This window comes from Spirosoma sp. KCTC 42546 (assembly GCF_006965485.1).
GTDB lineage: Bacteria > Bacteroidota > Bacteroidia > Cytophagales > Spirosomataceae > Spirosoma.
In genome coordinates this window covers 6,268,217-6,288,524 of sequence record NZ_CP041360.1, presented here as the reverse complement: position 1 = coordinate 6,288,524, position 20,308 = coordinate 6,268,217, and the positions used below count along the sequence as shown (strand labels likewise).

Genomic DNA, 20,308 nt, shown 5'->3' with positions numbered 1-20,308 from the left:
CTTGGCCTGGATAAATTGATACATGGGTATTGTCCGCCACGATGAGCGATTAAGTACCCGAGAAGTAAGTCGTTTTCAGGTACTCCCGCAACGAAGTTGGCTTGCGGCCAAGCAGACGCTCGACGGTATCATCTGTCCCGGCCAGCATGCCGTTTTGGGTGGCGGCACCCCACTGGGCAAAGAAGTTGGCGACGAAGTCGGGGAATCCGGCGGCAACTTTCTGCGCGATGTAGGACGCCAGCTCGCTGCTTTGGTAAGCGATGGACCGACCCGCTAGCGCGGAGAGTTCCCAGGCGATATCGTGAAACGAATAGGCTTCGCTCCCCGACCTATCCCGTAATTGATCGTAGAGAACGAAGCTGCTAGCCATTTTTATGGCCTCACTAAAATACGTATTCGAAGAGGGTAAGACAAAAAAGATACAAGGTTTGTACCTGGGATAGGGAGAGCAGGCCAAGGCTCAGGGTAAGCAGCAGAATGGATCGCTTCATCGTTTTATAAAGGGGTTGTTAGCATTACTCCTTTTAGAAGGCAACTATTGACTCTATAGGTGGTATTCAAAACATGTCCCCGACCCATCACTTGGCTGTAGTTCTTGTATAACTCAACTCCCTAACCTTTTTCTCGATACCGTTTTGCTGCTCATAGTACTCCTCCGTATAATGGTCAAGCAAATGATATAATACCTCTGGAAAAGTACAAAACTTAGGATTGGCTAACTTTGCCCCTTTCCTAGAGCCGTTGAAGAACTCACTTTATGGAAAGTGAATTAAACGAGAAATCAGACTATTAGTTACAATAGGCTTGATCGTATAGTAATACATTATTCCGGAATTTTGCAACCTTCACTTGCTTTATGTTTCAATTGGGCCTCTAACACTGTACCGTCAATGGCAGCCCAATGTTCAATGATCTTGTCATCGGCTAATCGGTAGAATCGATACCCTGTAGTGCTGACCTGAGCCCTGGTCGCTTCGATACCACGCCATAACCCAATATGGGTCATCAACAGTTTAACTTTTAGAATTGTCTTGTCTCCTTCGGTAACTTGATCCTCGATAACAGTCTGATGCGAGAATGATTGACTGGTGGCTTGAATCCACTTTAATAAGCCAGTTCTGTTGGGGGCTAGGGGCGTTGGTAGGGAGTGGTCAACATAGTCAGGATGAAGATAATCATCCAGTTTAGCATACTGTTGTTGATTCCAAATTTCTTCAATGAAGTTGATTGCCAATTGCTTCGTTTGAGTTATGTCCATTGCTTCTATAGTTTAATGGAAGCAAAAGTAGACAGCCCGTAAGCGAAAAATGTGTGACAAAAGTCAAAAAAGCATTACTTCAAGCGACGGATTCGGCTTAATGTTTCCCGGCGAATTCCTAAGAAAGATGCCAATTGACCCAACGGAAGTCTTTCAATTAACTCAGGCTTCTTTTGAATTAACAAATCATAGCGTTCTTTAGCCGAATACAAGGTAAACCAAGACGCGTATTCCTCCTGCTCTTCTAAAAAAGACTCTACTAACTTTCTGCCTAAAGCTTCAATCTGATGAGACGCTGATACAGATTAATCAGGTCTATTTTGGCCATTTTCAGCACTAGTGAGGGCTCAAGTGCTTGGATAGTTAGTTCGCTTGGCTCCTGATTACGCAAACTTTTCAAGTCCGTTAGAAACGAGTTTTCAAGACTAAACGCTACATTCCGTTCATCCCCTTCTTTAAGATAAAAACTCCGTATAAGTCCAGTTTGCAGGAAGAATATATGCCTACAAATTTGGCCAGGCTGTACTAGAGTTTCGCCTTTCATCAATTGCTGGTGAGTCACAATATTGCTGAATGACAACCAAGCATCTCCATCTAATTGTGTCGTCTTTTTGAGAGTGTCAAGCATGACGAACTAGTTGTATAAGTGCCAATATATTAATTGTCGCTGTCATGGGCTTTAACTACTCCGAACTTTTTAGTTAAAACATAATGGCAATAGCGTCGAGGAGACCAAGCGGCTTGACTAAGCCAACAAGCATTGGCTGAAATATCTTGATAGCCTTTACTATCATAATTGTGAGTAAGCTTGTTGGCTCTGCCCACTCGTTTTTAATAAATCTACTTGCTTGGCAGGCGATTGTTTAGTCTGAAATCAACCCATCAAAATGTTTTGCAATCTTACAAAAAAAAGCACTTAACGTATTTGTTAAGTGCTTGATTCAAAAGTTGAGCCTCCTATAGGACTTGAACCTACGACCCCTTCATTACGAATGAAGTGCTCTACCAACTGAGCTAAGGAGGCTTATGACTGCCTTTAGTGGCTTTTGCGACCGGGCCGCCGGTGCGGTGCAAATATAACCGTTTGGAATTTAAGAACGCAAGTATCCGTTCTTTTTTTGGTAAATTTGCATCCATGATTTCCATCACAAACCTCTCATATTACCTCGGAAGCCGGGCGCTTTACGATAATGCCTCGCTTCATATCAAGCCCAACCAGAAAATCGGTCTGATCGGCCTCAATGGTACCGGCAAATCGACACTACTTCGAATTATTAATGGCGAATACCAGCCCGATGGGGGGACAATCTCCAAAGCAGGAGATGTATCGATCGGTTTCCTGAACCAGGATCTGCTTTCATACCAGACCGACGAATCAATTCTCTCCGTGGCAATGCAGGCGTTTGCCCGGCAAAATGAATTGCAAATTAAGATTGAGGAGTTGCTCCATAAAATGGAGACTGATTATACCGACGATCTGGTAGATAAATTAGGCAAGGCGCAGGAGGAATTCGATGCGCTGGATGGCTATACCATCCAGTCCAGAGCCGAAGAGATTCTGGAAGGGCTTGGCTTTTCGACAGATGATCTGCATAGGCCTTTGAAGTTATTCTCCGGGGGATGGCGAATGCGCGTGATGCTGGCAAAACTGCTGCTGGAAAAACCGTCGTTGCTTATGCTTGATGAGCCGACCAACCACCTGGACTTACCCTCCATTCAGTGGGTTGAAAAATACGTTCAGAACTACGAAGGATCCGTAATTGTTGTTTCTCACGACCGGGAATTCATTGATAATGTGGTCGATACGATTGTTGAAGTGTCGGGGGCGAAACTGAATTATTATGCTGGCGATTACTCGTACTATATGGAAGAGAAGGCCCTCCGAAACGAGATTCAGAAGGGGGCTTTTGAAAACCAGCAGGCTAAAATTCGGCAAACCGAGCGTTTTATCGAACGATTTAAGGCGAAAGCCTCGAAGGCTAAACAAGCCCAGAGCCGGGTTAAACAACTCGAACGCATGGAGCTTGTCGATGATGTGATCGATAGCAATGCTCGGGTTAATTTTAAGTTTAACTTCTCGCAGCAGCCCGGTCGGCATATTCTACACTTAGACGATATCTCGAAGGCCTACGGCGAAAAACGAATCCTGACTCACTCAACAGCCCGTCTCGAACGGGGCGATAAAGTGGCCTTAATTGGTGCTAACGGACGCGGTAAATCGACGCTATTGCGCATCATCTCGGGTTCAGAACCCATTGATGGCGAACGCGTTTTAGGCTATAATGTCTCGTTCAGCTTTTACGCCCAGCACCAGTTAGAGTCGCTTCGGGTGGAGGATTCAATGCTTGAAGAACTCAAACAGGCAAACCCGACCAAGTCGGATGGGGAATTGCGTGGGGTACTTGGCTGCTTTTTGTTTTCGGGCGATGACGTGTTCAAGAAAATCAAAGTATTGTCGGGGGGAGAAAAATCGCGTGTGGCACTGGCGAAGGTATTGCTCTCACAAGCAAACTTCCTGCTGCTTGACGAACCGACCAACCACCTGGACATGCAGTCGGTAAATATCCTGATTCAGGCCTTGCAGCAATACGAAGGCACGTATGTGGTTGTTTCCCACGACCGGTATTTCGTATCGCAGATTGCCAACAAAATCTGGTACATCGAAGACGAGCAGATTAAAGAATATCCTGGAACCTACGATGAATATGAGTGGTGGCAGGAAGAGCGTAAGGCACAGGGTATAGGTCCATCGAAGCAACCTGTCGATAACTCCAAGATGCAGCCTGTAACGAGCCCATTGCCAACTGCAAATGGGCAATCGACAAATGGGAAGGCCACCAATGGCCGGGCATCGGACGATGAACGGAAAGAATGGCAAAAGACGCTTAAGAACCTGAATCGCCAGGCGCAGGAATCGGAAACCAAAATTGCCCAACTGGAAGAACGGAAAAAATGGCTTGAAACCGAGCTTGCCAATCCAGCCACCTATGGCGATGACAAATTGATGCAGGCCAAGAACGACGAGTACCGACACGTAACCGCCCAAATCAATCAATTGCAGGATGAGTGGGAAATGGCTATGCTCGAAGCTGAAGAATGGGAGAAGAAGTTAGCGTAAGTTGATTTATCGTTTATAGTTTACGGTATTCGGTTTACGGTAGGCTGACGCAAGAAGATACTGGTGCGTCAGCCTACTGTAAACCGAATACCGTAAACTATAAACCAGTAATATCGTACAAGTAAACTATAATTATGTTTTATTTGTACGATTATGGGCGACTACAAAAAAGGCAGGGGAGCGCAGTTCAATACCGCTAATTCATTTGCGGCTCATCGCTATGAACTGGAAGAAGGGGCTGATTTTGGCGATGATGATTTCCCCGATCCGGCGTTAAAAACGCAATTTTTCGAAGAAAAACCTAAGCAGATTATTAGTCGCCCGAATAGCCCTGATATAGGCTTTTCGGCGTCGATCAACCCCTACCAAGGCTGCGAGCACGGTTGTATCTACTGCTATGCTCGCCCAACCCATGAATACTGGGGCTTTTCTGCCGGGTTAGATTTTGAGAGCAAAATCATGGTCAAGAAAAACGCACCTGATTTGCTTGAAAAACAATTTCAGTCGCGTTCGTACAAACCCGTAGTCATTCATTTTTCAGGCAACACCGACTGCTACCAGCCAGCCGAGCGTGCGTACCAGCTTACTCGACGCATGCTGGCGCTCTGCCTACACTACCGAAACCCCGTTTCGATCATTACAAAAAACGCCCTGATTCTCCGCGATTTAGATATTCTGAAATCCATGGCTGCTCTTAACTTGGTGAATGTAGCCATTTCCATTACCACCTTAACCGAAAAGCTGCGGCTGTTGATGGAACCACGAACAGTTACGGCAGCTCAACGATTTAAAACGATGCGCATATTACATCAGGCTGGAGTTCCGGTAGGGGTTATGACAGCACCGATTATTCCCAGTTTGAATGATCATGAAATTCCCAAACTAATTGAACAGGCAGCTGATGCAGGCGCTTGCTGGTCTGCCTACACGATTGTCAGACTCAATGGAGCACTTGGGCCTCTGTTTACCGATTGGCTCAACCAAGCATTTCCCGACCGTGCCGAGCGCGTTCTGAATCAGATTGCCGATTGTCATGGGGGACAACTAAACGATTCCCGCTTCAAAACGCGCATGTCGGGGCAGGGAAACTATGCCCAGCATATCGCCCAACTACACCGGATCGGTTGTCAGAAATTCCTTAGTGATCGCCAGCCTCCACAGCTTACAACGGCTTTGTTCCGTCCGGCGGGGCAATTGGGGTTGTTTGAGTAGCGTGTAGTGCCGACCGGGACGGTCGGCACTACACGCGTTATTTCTCGTACGAAAATCCTTTTTGTTTTTCGCTGATTTGCTCGGCCTGTTCCAGCGTAAGTTTATGATCAAACGACTGCGTTACAGTTTTATGAATGCCCTTGCAGATGGTATCGAGGGGCAGGTCATTGTCGTCGGTACCAAATGGATTTTCAATTTCTTCGGCGATGATCTCAAGACTGGCCAGTACATAAAAAACGAATATGACCAGCGGAATGACCAGATAATGAAGGTTTGACACGTATCCGATGGGTAGTGTCAGGCAATAGATGAAAATGAATTTCTTGATAAACGAGCTGTACGAAAAGGGGATAGGCGTGTTTTTGATCCGCTCGCAGGCTCCACAAATATCCATCAACGACTGGACTTCTGTATTCAGCAGTATCAGGTGTTCGGGAATCAGGATATTCCGGCGCTGTAATTCGTTGATCTTGCCGAAGATAATCAGCGCAATCTGCTGAGGAACGTGTTCATTCAAGCGTAGCGATTGAATGCTAAAGGAAGATGCATCCGTAAACTCGCGTTCGAATGGCTGTTGCCGTAGATGGTTTTTGAGCGCGAAGGCGAAGTTGGGAACCATAGCCCGGAAAAACTCGCGCGCTTCAACTTGGTCAGGTTCCAGCAATTGGTCTAGTTTCAGTGCCAGATTTCGGGAGTTATTCACCAATGAGCCCCACAATTTTCGTCCTTCCCACCAGCGGTCGTAGGCGGTGTTTGTGCGAAAGACTAACAACATCGAAATAACGAAACTCAGCAGCGTGTGCATGAGCGAGAAGTTCTTCAGGTGCGGGTTTTCGCTCAAATCAAATAGTTCGAGCAAGTGGACAATAATGAATGAATAAACGCCAACGGCTACTAAGATTGGCAGTAGCTTGCGTACTGTATCGGCTCGGTTAAACGTAATGATAAACCGAAACCAGTCTTTGGGATTATAATTGACCATATGCCTGTATTGCTGAGTAGACTATAATCATACGTGATTTTGCTGATGATAACAACGGTTAAATCCGATGACATTGACAACTTTGTATAATCAAGTGGATTCCATAGCGTTTTCTTATTAACTCCATTTTAACTTCATTGTGCTAAAATTAGATTGGATGCGTGTTCTTGCCAGATTATCTGCCGTTTTGTTTTTGGGGATACTAACGGCTCCGCTCAGGGGCCAGCAACTTGAAACGATTGACCATATTTATGATCCTAAAGTTGAAACGGTGCTGCTGTTTCCGCAGGTTAGTGCCAACCAACTTGATCGGAATGCCGCATCACCATCCCTAACGCTGAATCCGCCCGTTATTTCGCTGGATGAACAGGTGCCCCTTCAACTCGAATTCGACGACCTGACGGCCAACTACCGTTCGTTTCGTGCCCGGCTTGTTCACTGCAATGCCGATTGGCAGCGCTCTATTTTGAACGATATTGAGTTTACCTACGAGTACAACGATAGCCCCATTACGGAATACCAGAACTCGATTAATACCAAAATTCCCTATTACCATTATTGGTTTACGCTCCCCCGCGTCAAACTGCCCGGTAATTACCTGCTGGTGGTATACGACGAGCGTAATCGAAACAATATCATTTTTACCCGGCGATTTAGTACGTACCAGAATCGGGTAACAGTAGCTGCCGAAGCGCGATTCTCATCAGACCCGTCCCGCCAATTCTCCGATCAGCAAATTGACCTGAATATTAATTACCGGGGGTATCAGGTGATTTCGCCACAGGATGATTTTAAGGTAGTTATTCGCCAGAATTACCGCGATGATCGCGTACTACGGGGACTGCGCCCCACCAATGTACAGGCCTTCGATCAGACACTTGAATATCGGCTGATTGACCTGAGTAACACCATGCCGGGGGGGAATGAATTCCGATTTTTTGATACGCGAACGGTATTATCCCGCGCTAACTATATTGATCGGATTGACCGACTTGCCGACCGAAATGTGGTCTATGTACAGGTCGATCGGTCGCGTAATCAGGGGCCTTACATCCAGAGCGATGATTTCAATGGTCAATTTGTCATCGACCATCGCGAAACCGGCAATGGGGCTACGGGCGCTGATTATATCGAGACAGTTTTTACGCTTAAAACACCTGAAATACAGGGTTGGGATGTATACGTGAATGGCGCATTCAATTTCTGGCAGTTGAATGACCGTAACCGCATGACGTTCGATGCCTTGCTGGGGGCCTATCGGGCCTCTATCCTGCTTAAACAAGGCGTATATAACTACGATTATATTGGGAAAACCACGGGTTCACCACCCAAAGTAGATGAGCATTTTATGGAAGGCAGCTATTCGTCCACCGAAAATGACTATGAAGTCTTTGTGTACCATCGCCCACCCGCTTCCCGCGCCGATCAGTTAATTGCGTACCGGAAAATAGGGTTGAATAAACGGAAATGATTGGTGATTGGTGGAGTAAGTGGAATGGGTACATAGGTACGCACTCAACTACTCCACCCACTTCACTTACTCCACCAGCCACCAACTAGGCGCTGTGCAGAAACTCCATAATATCACCGTCCTGAACAACGTATTCTTTGCCTTCTACGGCCAGTTTACCCGCTTCACGAACGCCCGCTTCGGTTTTGAACTGCGAGAAATCAGGTAGTTTCATGACCTGTGCCCGGATGAATTTCCGCTCGAAATCCGAGTGAATAACGCCCGCAGCCTGTGGGGCTTTCCAACCCCGGTGAATTGTCCAGGCACGAACTTCTTTCACGCCCGCGGTGAAGTAGGTAATCAAACCCAATAGTTTATAAGAGGCTTTGATCAGTTTGCTTAGACCGGACTCTGTAAGGCCGTACTCGCCCAGGAATAGCTCTCGTTCTTCGGGGTCTTCCATTTCGGCAATCTGCGATTCGATACCCGCACTGATAATAATTACTTCAGCGCCTTCGTCTTTTACCGCTTCCTGAAGCGCATCTGAATACACATTCCCATTCGGTAGTGAGCCTTCGTCTACATTCGCCACATAAATAACGGGCTTCACGGTCATGAGTGAAATATCGCCAATGGCAGCTTCTCGTTCTTCGGGCGACACCTGTACGGTACGGGCACTTTTACCTGCCTCAAGCGCTGTTTTATAGAGTTTCAGGATTTCCAGTTCAGCCTTGGCTTTGGCATCGCCTACACGGGCAGCTTTGTCGATACGCTGAATTTTCTTATCAACTGACTCTAAATCTTTTAGTTGTAATTCGATATCGATGATCTCCTTGTCGAACACTGGGTTGACTTTGCCTTCAACGTGAACGATATTATCATCGTCGAAACACCGAACCACGTGAACAATGGCATCGACTTCCTTAATGTTCGCCAGAAATTTATTGCCCAACCCAGCACCCTGACTAGCGCCTTTTACTAAACCGGCAATGTCAACGAATTCGATAATGGTTGGCACCACGCGCTGGGGTTTTACCAGCCCTTCGAGCAGGTCCAGGCGTTCGTCGGGTACGGTTACTACCCCTACATTAGGTTCTATTGTACAGAACGGATAGTTGGCCGCTTCGGCTTTCCCGCTCGAAATTGCATTAAATAGTGTCGATTTACCCACATTTGGCAAACCCACGATTCCACATTGAAGTCCCATAGTTCAATTATGAAAGAGCGAAAGAGTGCAAGAGCGAGAGAGTAGCCCGTTTGGGTACTCTTTACCGCTTAGGCGGCCCGCTCTTTCGCTCTTGCACTCTTTCGCTCTTTGTTTTTTGCAAAAATACAACCGCTACGGCGGACCGCAAAAAAAGCCTTCGGCATTGGTGCCGAGGGCTAACTGTTATTTGTAGCAAGTAAGGAAGTAGAGTCTAAATCATTCAGTAAAATCGTAACTTGTAACGGGGCCGCCCGCGCGGTCGTAAATCAACACTCCATTTATTCCCATTTAAGTTCACTAGCGAAATCGTCCTGCTCGTCGCGTTCTCGCTGAACAAATTGCGTAAAATCTACTTCGGGCATGAGTTCGGTTTTTACATGCTCTACCGTTTCCTGCAACGCTTCTACGAACTTATCGAAATCTTCTTTGTAGAGAAACATCTTGTGTTTTTCATACACAAAGCCCTCGCCCTGCGGATGCCGGCGACTCTCGGTAATGGTTAGGTAATAATCGTTCGTACGGGTTGATTTAACATCAAAAAAATACGTTCGCTTACCCGCCCGAACTCGTCTTGAATAGATTTTCTCCCGGTCTCTTTCGTCCACAATCAGTGAGGTTTAATAGGTTCACAAACGCTAAAGTACGGTCATTAGGGAAAGAACAAAAAGAATGCGTATAAATATATTTTGGGGTAGAATAACCACAAAATCAAATGCAGTTGTGGAGAGGATTCCACAGTTTTTTAGCTAAACGCTTGGTAGTTAAGTCTCTGTGTGCTATCTTTGTTTTACAGGAATTGCACTTTTTGGGGACGGGTGGTATGTGGTAAGGTAACCTTCATGCTATTCGTCTATTTTTTTCACGTAACCAAAAGCTGTATGAGTTTAATCATGTCCATTATGTTGTTTTTTAGCAACATAAACCCGGCGGAGGCTCTTCCGAGCCTCATACAGAAAGGCAAAGCGTCTTTTTATTCCAAGAAGTTCAATGGTCGTAAGACCGCCTACGGTGAACGAGTTAGTTCCGAAGCCCTTGAAGGTGCCCACCGTCACCTGCCGCTTAACACGTTGGTTGAAGTGACAAATCTGGATAACCAACGTTCAGTAATTGTACGAATCAATGATCGGGGGCCTTTTTCCAAAGGCCGCGTTATTGATCTTACGCATGCGGCTGCTCATGCACTTGGCATGGTTTCGAAAGGAATTGCCAATGTATCGCTCCGCGTTGTTGGGAAGGGTCTTCCCGTTTCGCTGACCCCTTCGGCATTTGATGCCCCCATTGCGTACCAGCCTATGCTGGAACCTGTACTGTAACCTACCTCTTTAGGCTGCATTTTACCGAACCGTTCGCCATTTCCCTGTGCAATTCCTGCCGGAGATGTCGAACGGTTCGGTTTTTGCGTTAAATTGGATGTAGTTTGAAGTCTGTAGTTTGAGGTTTGAAGCCGGCTACTGCGGCCCTCCGGTGCAGTCAGCTATGCCTACAGCAGCCAACTTCAAACCTCAAACTACAGACTTCAAACTACATCCAATGAAACAACCGCTTAATCTGGGCCAGGTACGCTCGTACGGCAACGTTGAATTTCTGGCCCGCCAACTGGTCGAAGGCTTTATTACCGGACTACATAAATCGCCATTTCACGGATTTTCCGTCGAGTTCGCGGAGCACCGCCTTTACAACACGGGCGAAACCACGCGGCACATCGACTGGAAAGTGTTTGGGAAGACCGAGAAACTCTTTGTTAAACGGTATGAAGAGGAAACGAATCTACGTTGCCACTTGCTTATCGATACGTCGTCATCGATGTATTATCCAGAGGCTAACTATGGAAAAATGACATTCAGTGTGATGGCAGCTGCCTGCTTGGCGTATATGTTACAACGGCAGAAAGATGCCGTGAGCCTGACCACTTTTGCCGATCAGATTGACCTGCAAACACCTACTAAATCGACCCCGTCGCACGTTCATAAACTCTTTACGCAACTGGATCTGCTGATGTTACAGCCTAAGCCCCTGCGTAAGACCTCAGCCGCTGATGTGATTCATCAGGTAGCTGAAAAAATTAACAAACGATCGCTGGTGGTGATTTTTAGCGATATGTTCGATAATAGCGAAAAGGCGGATGCGTTATTTTCTGCGTTGCAACACCTTCGTCATAATTTGCATGAGGTGCTCCTGTTTCACGTTACGGATAAGAAAACAGAAGAAGAATTCGCCTTTGACGAACGCCCTTATGAATTCATTGACCTCGAAACGGGCGAGAAGGTTAAACTACAGCCAGGGCAGGTGCGAGAAACGTACCAGCAAGCGGTGAAGACTTATTTTCAGGAATTGAAAATGCGCTGTGGGCAATACAAGATCGACTTCATCGAAGCCGACATCGCCCAGGGCTTCGATCAGATTCTGACATCGTATCTGGTGAAGCGAACAAAAATGAAATAAAGGAGAAAAGGGAGGAAGGAGGAGAGGGAGAAAGGGGCAAAAGATACTCAAACGTATTTCTAACCGGCTTTTCTTCCTCTCCTCCTTCCTCCCTTTTCTCCTTTATTTCTTCACACTCGCTTTCGCATTGGCTGGAGCTACAGCGGCTGGCTTTTTAGTAGCCTGGGCGGCTTGCTGCCGTTTGTGAAAAAGCATAAAATCTTCGATTTGCTCAACGGGTAGCTTTCGGGCAAGGATTTTCTTGTTTTTGTCGAGCATGTATACTGTCGGGGTAGTCCAGACGTCGTACTGATGGCGATAATCGGTACGGTAGCTGAAATCGTAGCCGTTTATGGCATTGCCGAGCTTAAACTCCTTAATGAATTTCTTCCACTCTTCGGGGCTCTGATCTATGGCAATGGCCACAACCTCCACGCCCTTGCCTTTATAATCATCGACAAACTTCTTCAACTTAGGGGCACTCTCACGACAGTGTCCGCAGGTTGGTGAGTAGAAAAATACAACCGTATAATCCGCCTTAATGGCTGGAAAATTAATTGCTCGACGTAGGGTATCACTAATGATGGGTGCAACCAGGATTTTACCAACCAAATTAGGTTTTAGTGTGGCTACCCGTTCGCCAATGCTTTTCAGCGTTGAGGAGTCGGATACGGTCATTATGCCCGTTTTATAATACTTCTCGAACATGTGCACAAACAACCCATCGGTACCCATCACTTTTGGTTGTTCGTACTGGCTGGTGATGTAATAGATGGTATAATACTTCACTTCACTATTCTTGCCTGCAATCGCTTTGTTTACCAAAAAGTCAGCTTCTTTAATAAGCGAATCAGGCACCTGAACAGTAAGTTCTTTAATGTACCGCTCTATTTTCCCCTGTAGAAACGGGGTGCGGACAAAACGCTCGTCTGCGAAGTCAAAGTCATCCCAGAAGTGATTTTTGAAATAGTTGAACACCCAAACGGAGTCAGGTCGCCCATTGGATGCTTTAGGGGCGGGCGGTACCTCGGGTTCGGCAGTTGCTTTCAGTAACTTGGCTGCGAACATAGTTGGATTCTCTTTCAGAAACTGAGTCCGGTAGTCATTGGCCTGTTTTTGCAAATCGCCCATTTGCTTATTCAGCATCGTAGTTGAAACGGCGTCAGTCCGAATCTTTTTCTGCATGTTTAACACCTGGGCTTCCTCCGAGAGTTTGCTAAGCTGTTGCTGATAGGCGTAGAATAACTCGTTTTCTTTAGAACCGGTCACCTTCATGTTTTTGATCATGTTAGTGGTATCGGTTTCAAACGAAAATTGCTGATCATCGGTAACCAGCAGTTGCAGGTATCCCTTTTTAGGAACTACAACGAGGAATAGACCTTGCGGCAGGCTTTTTTTGCCTTCGAAAACCATATTCCCGGCTCCATCTACACGGGCCGTATCCTTCGGAATGTATTGAGTAGCGCCAAAATAATGAGCTAGTATACAGGTTGTATCTTTTAGCCCTTTTATATGACCAGTGATACGGAAACCGTCAGCTGGCGTTCCGGTGGTTGATTGTGCCCATACAGCCGGTAGTAAAAAGAAGCTGAACAGAGCCGTGAGAAGTAGATTTTTCATACAGGGTGGTACGTATCTTCGAAGGAAATAGGGTCAAACTTATGGTAGTTGATAACAAGTACACTGACTACAAAACGCTTGCCATATTCAGTATAGTCTACACAAAATGAATAATGTATAATGAAGAATGGATAATGAAGGGGCTGCTTCCTTCATTATCCATTCTTCATTATACATTATTCATTACTTACACGCTCAGAATCTTCACCATCCTCAGCAAATCTTCGTTGATTGGCTTAGGTAGTCTAATGGTATCGCGGAAGGGCGTATACACCAGTTCATTATTGACAATTCCGGCCATAACATTCTTTTCGCCGTTCATGAGCCCTTCAAGCGCACCAAGTCCTAGTCGGCTGGCCAGAATACGGTCGTAGGCGGTTGGAATACCCCCGCGCTGAATATGTCCGAGTGTTGTAACGCGCATATCCATGTTGGAGTCAACCTGTTGCCGAATCTTTTCGGCAATCTCCGTGGCAATACCAGCTTCTTCGCCTTCGGCAATAACAACGATGGACGAGGATTTCTGACGACTCCAACCTGATTTTAGTATTTCGACAACCTCGGAGATAGGGGTTAGGACTTCGGGGACCATGACCATCTCGGCACCGCCTGCAATACCCGACTGAATAGCAATGTAGCCAGAGTCGCGGCCCATCACCTCGATAAAGAAAATCCGGTCGTGCGAGTCGGCAGTATCCCGGATTTTGTCGATGGCTTCTAAGGCCGTATTTACCGCTGTATCGAATCCAATGGTATAATCAGTTCCGTAGAGGTCGTTGTCAATTGTGCCTGGCGCGCCAACGGTTGGAATCCCATATTCATCATAAAAAAGCGTGGCCCCTGTAAACGTACCGTTTCCACCAATGGCAACCAGGCCTTCAATGTCGAATTTCTTAAGTTGTTCAAAGGCTTTAGCCCGGCCTTCGGGCGTCATGAACTCTTTACTGCGGGCCGATTTTAGGATGGTGCCTCCACGTTGCACGATGTTACTGACCGAGTGCGAAGACATCTGAAAAATATCGCCATTTATCATTCCGCTGTACCCCCGGCGGATGCCGAATACTTCGAGACCATGATAGACCGCCCCCCGGACAACAGCCCGGATACAGGCGTTCATACCTGGTGCATCACCACCTGAGGTAAAAACAGCTATTCGTTTCATAGGTTAAATCAATTTTTTTACGGAATTGCACAAAAAGGTCAGGTAGGTTGCGAAATAAACCCCGCAAATTTATCCGCATTTCCCAATCTAAAGGCATCTGTCTGGTAATTATCCCATTGTTTTCATCTAAATTTCACAAAATGGGGTAAATGGTACTGGTAACGCCCTGATATTTTTAAAATCGGACGTTATACATGGTTGCCCAAGATTCATTTCATGCATAGATAAAACGCACATATTCATTGTTTTTTAAACCGCCGGGCTCGTAGTATAATCTGAACATGATTGCGTAGTGTGGTGAGCAAACCAAAATGGGTGACTAAGATCTTGAATCGATCGATCAGTGATTGCCGATGTTGCTGTACAGACAGTCCGCCCAATAAGTACTTACACAAAACGAATGGTACAAATTCAATCTTTTGAGCTGCTTTCAGGCAACGAATTTCCCAGTCCAAATCGGCACTGAGATTGTTTATCGGATAATCGGGCGCAATAGCTCGTTTGGCTACAAAGGCCTGATGGCAAACTTTCATGCCAAAGGCCATATCACGCCACACTAGCTTGTACGGTAAGCTGTGCGGGGTAACGACACTCCGTAGCCCCACCGGCGATCCGGAGCGCCGACCGCCATCATCTTTAACAAATAAGGCATCACTGTAATACACATCGGCCGCTGTTGCTTTAATCCGCGCCAGCAGATTCGGTAATGTTTGCGGATCGTGAATTTCGTCGCCCGCATTCATAAACCAGACATACTGGCCTTTGGCCTGGTGCAAGCCTTTGTTCATGGCATCGTAAAGCCCACAATCCTGTTCCGAAATCCAGGTAGTGATGTGGCTTTCGTATCGTTTTAGTATCGCCAGTGTTCCATCTGTTGAGGCTCCGTCAATTATGATATACTCATAGTCTGTTGTCTGCTGAGCCACAATGCTCTGAATCGTGCGTTCCAGGAACCGCTCGGCATTATACGTGATGGTGATGATGGAGACGGTTGGCATTTAAGAATGTAGAATGTAGAATGTAGAATGACTTGGAGGTTGTCAATCATTCAACAATTCACTCATTCAATAATTTATAGTATAACTCAATATGTTGTCTAGCTACTACGTCTTCGGAGAAACGGGCTTCCGCGGATTGGCGGGCGTTTTGGCGTAACGTTTCCGGGCGCAGGTGGGTCAATAGGAAGGCTACCCCGTCGGCGAGTTGCTGGGCAGACCCAATATCGGCCAGGTAACCATTTTGCTGATGGTCGATCATTTCAGGAATGCCGCCCGTTCGGAAGCCCACGACAGGCGTTCCACAGGCCATGGCTTCAATTACGGTGTTGGGCAGGTTATCTTCCAGAGACGGTACAATCATCACATCGGCTGCGTTGTAGGCCGCCACAATATCATCTTCGGTGGTTAATAAACCGAGATGACGAACAGGATAAGGTAATTCGTTAAGCAGATACGAGCGGCCTTTGCCGAACACTAAAATCTCGGGCGCTAAGTCAGGATGTTGTTGATGTAAAAGCGTCAGGGCTTCAGCGAAATACTTAAATCCTTTGCGAGTGTCCGTTACGTTCGCGCTACCAAATAAAAGCCTTGGCTTGCTGGTATCAGGAAGGTCAAGACGTGTGTTTGCTTCTGCACGATCAACCGGACAAAAAACCGCCTGGTCAATAGCATAGGGAATGACCGTGAACGGAAAACCGCGAAGTAATGCACTTCGTTGCGCTTCACTGGCTAACCAATGACTCGGGGGCGTAAAATGCACACGGGCATTGCCAAACAGCTTCTGTTTTTGCTCGAAAACCCGAGCCGATAAATCATGTTCGCCCGGTTTTTTTAGGTACGGGCACTGGCGACAATGGGTCAGAAAATGGTTGCAGCCACGCGCGTAATGGCATCCACCCGTAAACGCCCACTGGTCATGAAGCGTCCAGACGATGGGCTTGCCTAAGCTGAACAGAGAACGCAGGCCATCAATGGATAAAAACCCGAAGTTAATCCAATGAAGGTGCAGAACATCAGCCTGTTGAATGGCCGGATGGAAGTCAAGCGTAGCGCCGAACCGGGCCGGTGAAAACTGAAATCGAACGGAGTTATCACATTCGTAAGGTAAAAAATACAACCGCTCAGCCACAAATCGCCCAAAGGCAGTTTGCTCGGCCAGAAAGTTATTGGCCAGGTACACAACACCCGGTTCTGGCCGATGCGTTTCCAATCGGTTGGGTACGCCAACAAGCATTGTACTTTCGACGTTATGGTTTGACCAGGCCTGTTTTTCTAAGGCCCGATGAAGCCGATTGGCCGCTACAGCTGCCCCGCCAAATAAGTGGTAGTTGCTAAGGTGCGTAACTCTCACCGCCCCAGTAGTTTATCGAATTTTTTGACAACCTCGGGCCAGAAGCCAAGTCCGAAAACACGCCCCCAAATACGCCTACGGGAATAGGCTTCCAGCTCAGCAAAAATCGGGTCTGAGAATAGGCTTTTTGCTTTCTGGGTCAGAATAAGCGCAAATCCGTGTTGTTTCAGCGTTGTAGCGAAAACCCAGCCCAGAAGCAGATTTCGTTGCGTAAGCGTGGCTTCATCCGCAAAGCGATTCAGGTACGTCATTTCGCCCCAGACCGCGCTATTTTTGAGGGAAAACAAAACAAACTTTTTCACTAACGGCTGATTGGTGAAACTGTCCAGCAAAGCGGGCGTGATACGGGGTGAGCCTTTTGGCAGTAGCTCGGCTAGCCAGTGACTGCCGGTTTCTTCCATGAATTGCAGGACTTGGTAAAGCTTGTCCTCTCCATCGTAGATCGACGCAATGCCGGGCTCAAATTCAGCTGTTAACACGCGCTTCGCACGATCGTCGCCGAGGTTACGGAATAGTCGGAGATCAGTACCCTGCGAATCAGTTTTAAACCAGTCTACCTGCTTAATATTCAGACTATCGAGCGTTGACCGAAGGCTGCGCGTTTTCAGTTGAACGACTTTAGTTGGTTCAAACTTGGGTGCAAACGCATACTCCTGAATCAAGTCGGGTCTGGGCCGCAGCAGGCTGGAGCAGTGGGGCGAAACTGTTAAATAAAAATTTGCCGTTTCCGTATCGTCCTTAGGCGAGTCTGGACCGGTAACAATATTATTGAACGTGTAGAGCTTCCGAAAATGGCTGGACTCACTTTCGACGTAGCCAAAGTCACGATCGTCGGCGTCGAAGGCGATACAAACAGCGTATTTGGCAAACGACTTCCAACGGCCATGCAATTGTCCCGACGCACCAATGTCCACCAGTACGGGCGGTTCGGTTTGAAACTCAGGGCGGGAAAGGATTTTGTCAATCATTATTAGTTAGTAAGTGAAGTAGGTGAACTAAGTGAAGTAGGTGAAGTGCGTCATGGACTTTACTCACTTCACTTAGTTCACCTACTTCACTTCTCTACTAGTTTCGATATGCAAAGATATTCAATTGCAGGTCCATGCTGTCGTTGCCTTTGTAACGCTGGTTGACCAGGGGGGCATGACGGTACTGGCTAGTATTAATGTAATACCGAAATCCGCTGCCTTCAAGGACTTTCATAACGTCGGCCAGGGTTTGCGGATGGTCGAGGTACGCATGGAATTCAACGAACAGGTTTTGAACGTGGGCCAGTGCATCGTGGCAATCGGTGAGTACGGCGGTTTCCGCTCCTTCAATATCCATCTTGAGCATGTCGATGCGGGTTTCGCGCAGGAGGGCATCACGTAGGCGAACAGAGGGCACCAGTTTTCGGTCGGTTTGTGAGAAAATAGAGGCCGAGTCGGCCTGGTCGCTGCCAAACCAGATTCCTTCCTCATTCGTCCAAACCGCTTTTGTAATTACCTCAACGCCCGAAATCTGATTTTGGCGAAGGTTCTGTTGTAAAATTTCACTAATATGTTCGTCTGCCTCGAATGCTACGATGCGGGCAGTTGGGTAGTTCTGCCGGAAGTACACAACGCTCGTACCAATGTTAGTGCCGCAGTCGAAAATAACTGGGTTGGGGCTCGTTGTCGTGAATTTATAAAACTCATCGACAAAAATTTCGCGGTACTGCCAGATAAACGACAGTGGGTCAGGCACCCTAAATCGATAGGGTCCAAACGTGACGTCAATGGCCTGATTCCGTGGTCTGTCGCCGTAACGGACCGCTAATCCCAATAACCGACGACCCTCCTCCGAGCGCAGGAGCCGGGCCGTTTCAGTAAATAAAAATCGAAAAACCCACATGGGTGAACTGGTTTGATGTTCGAAGTTTGATGTTCGAAGTCTGAGGTTGATAGCTATTGATGGTCTTGCTATTAGGAACGTCAAACTTTGGACATCAAACGTCAAACTAGTTTAAAAACCGTTTTCTTAATCCCTCTACCGTCTGGTTAATATCGGTAGAGAGTTTTAGGCCAATGACTGCTCCACCAAACAAGGCACTAATCATTGTTGAACGCCAGCCAATATCCAGGATAAATCGCCACTTTGGTGCATCTGCATCAGGGTAAGGAATCTGAATGGCGATCCACCATACGGCAAGGCCTAACAGAATAACAGCAAGATTTCGCCACGTAAAGGGTTGCATTCGAAACGCAAAGCCGACAAACAGTGTCCGGGCCAGGTTAAAGAGCATTGTTGCCAGCGCGGCTCCCATAGCGGCACCATTGATGCCAAAACGGGGTATTAAGTATAGGTTAGCGCCAATGGTAATAAAAACAAGTGCGACAAAAAACAATGAGTCGTAGGTGTAATAGCGTGAAGTGTTCATAATGATGCCATTTACTCCAGTGGCCATATCGATCAGTTTGCCCAGCCCCAGCCACAGAATGACGTAATAACCAGCTTCGTAATCGGGAGGTAGAAATCGAAAGACACTGGGTAAATTGGCTGCTACACCCACAAAGACCAGGCAGCCTGCAATAAGCTGATTCAGGCAACTTTTTCGGTAAATACTGGCAATATTATCCAGGTCATTTGTTTTCCACGACTCAGCAATAAGCGTTCCCGAAACCTTGTATAAGGTGGTTGCTGGTATCGCAATGACGGTAGCAAAGTAAGACGCCGTTCCATAAATTCCAGTATCGCCCAAGCCTTGTCTACTATTGATCATAAACTTATCAATGGTCCAGACAATCTGTGTTGAGAGGGCAGACGTGAATGTTAGCCCTGCATAACGCATCATATTTCGACGTAAGTTGGCATTGACGGATACAAACTTACGGCTGAAGAATAAAGCCTCATCCTGAGCAACACTGATAATCATGACGACCAATGGAATAAAAAAAGCCAGTAGCCAAACGCCCAAAAATTGGGGTAACGTAACCCACCCCAGCCAGTACAACCCACCTGCCAGCAGAACCAGCACCCGCTGAACAAATTGTTGTAGCAGCGTTCCTGTAACGGGATCATAAAGTAAGCGGGCGTAATTGTCGAAAACGGTAAAATAGACCGTAAAGAATGTTAATGGTATGAGCAGATAATAATATTCGACAAATAGAGCTGAATCCGCTGAATACCACTTAACAATCCAGGGGCGTGCCAGCCACAACATAAGCACACAAAGACTGAAGCCAATAAGGGTAGTCAGGCAGGCAATAAGCAGGTATCCGTTGTGCTGCCGGTCGGTGTTTCGGAAAAAGGGGAAATATTTACCCCCGGCGCCGTTTAAACCTAAGTTTGCTGCCTGCGATAGTACCTGTGCCAGCGAAATTAGCAGGGTTAGCAGGCCTACGACCTGAGTACCCTCAAATAAGTTCGGAAACCAGAGTCCCTGTGTCAGAAAGCCAACGGCCACACCTGCATAGGCGTAAATAGAACTCTGTATGGTTTGCCGTTTTATGATACCCATGTAGGTGAATGAAAAATGAATAGTGTAGAATGTGCAAGTAATAGAGTCAGT

General features: G+C 46.9%; 18 protein-coding genes and 1 tRNA gene. 5 read left to right on the top strand and 14 right to left on the bottom strand.

Annotated features, from left to right (window positions below):
* Positions 1-49: 49 nt before the first annotated feature.
* The 4 genes from EXU85_RS25960 to EXU85_RS25945 form a co-directional block, all read right to left on the bottom strand.
* Positions 50-370 carry a hypothetical protein gene (locus EXU85_RS25960; RefSeq protein ID WP_246859249.1) on the bottom strand — a complete coding sequence of 107 codons (321 nt, stop codon included), beginning with the start codon at positions 368-370 and terminating at the stop codon, positions 50-52.
* Positions 371-823: 453 nt separating this feature from the next.
* On the bottom strand, positions 824-1,258 hold the full coding sequence (locus EXU85_RS25955) for an ester cyclase (RefSeq protein ID WP_142774875.1): 435 nt from the start codon (positions 1,256-1,258) through the stop codon (positions 824-826).
* A 271-nt stretch (positions 1,259-1,529) separates the two neighbouring features.
* Positions 1,530-1,886, bottom strand: a complete 357-nt coding sequence (locus tag EXU85_RS25950; RefSeq protein ID WP_142774874.1) for a Crp/Fnr family transcriptional regulator — start codon at positions 1,884-1,886, stop codon at positions 1,530-1,532.
* 323 nt (positions 1,887-2,209) lie between these two features.
* A tRNA-Thr gene (locus tag EXU85_RS25945) sits at positions 2,210-2,282 on the bottom strand.
* Between the two features lie 111 nt (positions 2,283-2,393).
* Here EXU85_RS25945 and abc-f point away from each other — a divergent pair.
* Both abc-f and EXU85_RS25935 read left to right on the top strand, forming a co-directional pair.
* Positions 2,394-4,376, top strand: coding sequence for a ribosomal protection-like ABC-F family protein (abc-f, locus tag EXU85_RS25940; protein WP_142774873.1), 1,983 nt, complete (start codon positions 2,394-2,396; stop codon positions 4,374-4,376).
* A 153-nt stretch (positions 4,377-4,529) separates the two neighbouring features.
* Complete coding sequence (locus EXU85_RS25935; protein WP_142774872.1) at positions 4,530-5,588, top strand: PA0069 family radical SAM protein; 1,059 nt, start codon at positions 4,530-4,532, stop codon at positions 5,586-5,588.
* A gap of 37 nt (positions 5,589-5,625) precedes the next feature.
* Here EXU85_RS25935 and EXU85_RS25930 read toward each other — a convergent pair whose 3' ends face one another.
* The gene (locus EXU85_RS25930; protein WP_142774871.1) at positions 5,626-6,570 is read right to left on the bottom strand and encodes a bestrophin family protein; all 945 of its coding nucleotides are present in this window, start codon (positions 6,568-6,570) and stop codon (positions 5,626-5,628) included.
* A 157-nt stretch (positions 6,571-6,727) separates the two neighbouring features.
* Between EXU85_RS25930 and EXU85_RS25925 the strand changes: the two genes are divergently transcribed.
* Positions 6,728-8,041: a DUF5103 domain-containing protein gene (locus EXU85_RS25925; RefSeq protein WP_142776838.1), complete on the top strand. Its 1,314-nt coding sequence runs from the start codon at positions 6,728-6,730 to the stop codon at positions 8,039-8,041.
* Positions 8,042-8,126: 85 nt separating this feature from the next.
* On the opposite strand, the gene ychF is transcribed toward EXU85_RS25925, so the two are convergent.
* Together ychF and EXU85_RS25915 are read right to left on the bottom strand one after the other, a co-directional pair.
* On the bottom strand, positions 8,127-9,227 hold the full coding sequence (gene ychF, locus EXU85_RS25920) for a redox-regulated ATPase YchF (RefSeq protein ID WP_142774870.1): 1,101 nt from the start codon (positions 9,225-9,227) through the stop codon (positions 8,127-8,129).
* 278 nt (positions 9,228-9,505) lie between these two features.
* A complete protein-coding gene (locus tag EXU85_RS25915) occupies positions 9,506-9,832 on the bottom strand; it encodes a DUF3276 family protein (RefSeq protein WP_142774869.1) in 327 nt (108 codons plus the stop codon).
* A gap of 273 nt (positions 9,833-10,105) precedes the next feature.
* Between EXU85_RS25915 and EXU85_RS25910 the strand changes: the two genes are divergently transcribed.
* Both EXU85_RS25910 and EXU85_RS25905 read left to right on the top strand, forming a co-directional pair.
* Entirely contained in the window at positions 10,106-10,540 is a 435-nt protein-coding gene (locus EXU85_RS25910) for a septal ring lytic transglycosylase RlpA family protein (protein WP_142774868.1), read from the top strand.
* A gap of 217 nt (positions 10,541-10,757) precedes the next feature.
* The gene (locus tag EXU85_RS25905) at positions 10,758-11,669 is read left to right on the top strand and encodes a DUF58 domain-containing protein (protein WP_142774867.1); all 912 of its coding nucleotides are present in this window, start codon (positions 10,758-10,760) and stop codon (positions 11,667-11,669) included.
* A 102-nt stretch (positions 11,670-11,771) separates the two neighbouring features.
* Here EXU85_RS25905 and EXU85_RS25900 read toward each other — a convergent pair whose 3' ends face one another.
* From EXU85_RS25900 to EXU85_RS25870, 7 genes are all read right to left on the bottom strand, one after another.
* On the bottom strand, positions 11,772-13,268 hold the full coding sequence (locus EXU85_RS25900) for a thioredoxin-like domain-containing protein (protein WP_142774866.1): 1,497 nt from the start codon (positions 13,266-13,268) through the stop codon (positions 11,772-11,774).
* 187 nt (positions 13,269-13,455) lie between these two features.
* Entirely contained in the window at positions 13,456-14,430 is a 975-nt protein-coding gene (pfkA, locus tag EXU85_RS25895) for a 6-phosphofructokinase (protein WP_142774865.1), read from the bottom strand.
* A 239-nt stretch (positions 14,431-14,669) separates the two neighbouring features.
* On the bottom strand, positions 14,670-15,428 hold the full coding sequence (locus EXU85_RS25890; protein ID WP_142774864.1) for a glycosyltransferase family 2 protein: 759 nt from the start codon (positions 15,426-15,428) through the stop codon (positions 14,670-14,672).
* A gap of 58 nt (positions 15,429-15,486) precedes the next feature.
* A complete protein-coding gene (locus EXU85_RS25885; protein ID WP_142774863.1) occupies positions 15,487-16,779 on the bottom strand; it encodes a glycosyltransferase family 4 protein in 1,293 nt (430 codons plus the stop codon).
* The gene (locus EXU85_RS25880) at positions 16,776-17,747 is read right to left on the bottom strand and encodes an FkbM family methyltransferase (RefSeq protein ID WP_142774862.1); all 972 of its coding nucleotides are present in this window, start codon (positions 17,745-17,747) and stop codon (positions 16,776-16,778) included. Before EXU85_RS25880 ends, EXU85_RS25885 begins: the two co-directional genes overlap by 4 nt.
* Before the next feature lie 97 nt (positions 17,748-17,844).
* Positions 17,845-18,651, bottom strand: coding sequence for an FkbM family methyltransferase (locus tag EXU85_RS25875; protein ID WP_142774861.1), 807 nt, complete (start codon positions 18,649-18,651; stop codon positions 17,845-17,847).
* Positions 18,652-18,757: 106 nt separating this feature from the next.
* On the bottom strand, positions 18,758-20,257 hold the full coding sequence (locus EXU85_RS25870) for a lipopolysaccharide biosynthesis protein (RefSeq protein WP_142774860.1): 1,500 nt from the start codon (positions 20,255-20,257) through the stop codon (positions 18,758-18,760).
* Positions 20,258-20,308 lie beyond the last annotated feature (51 nt).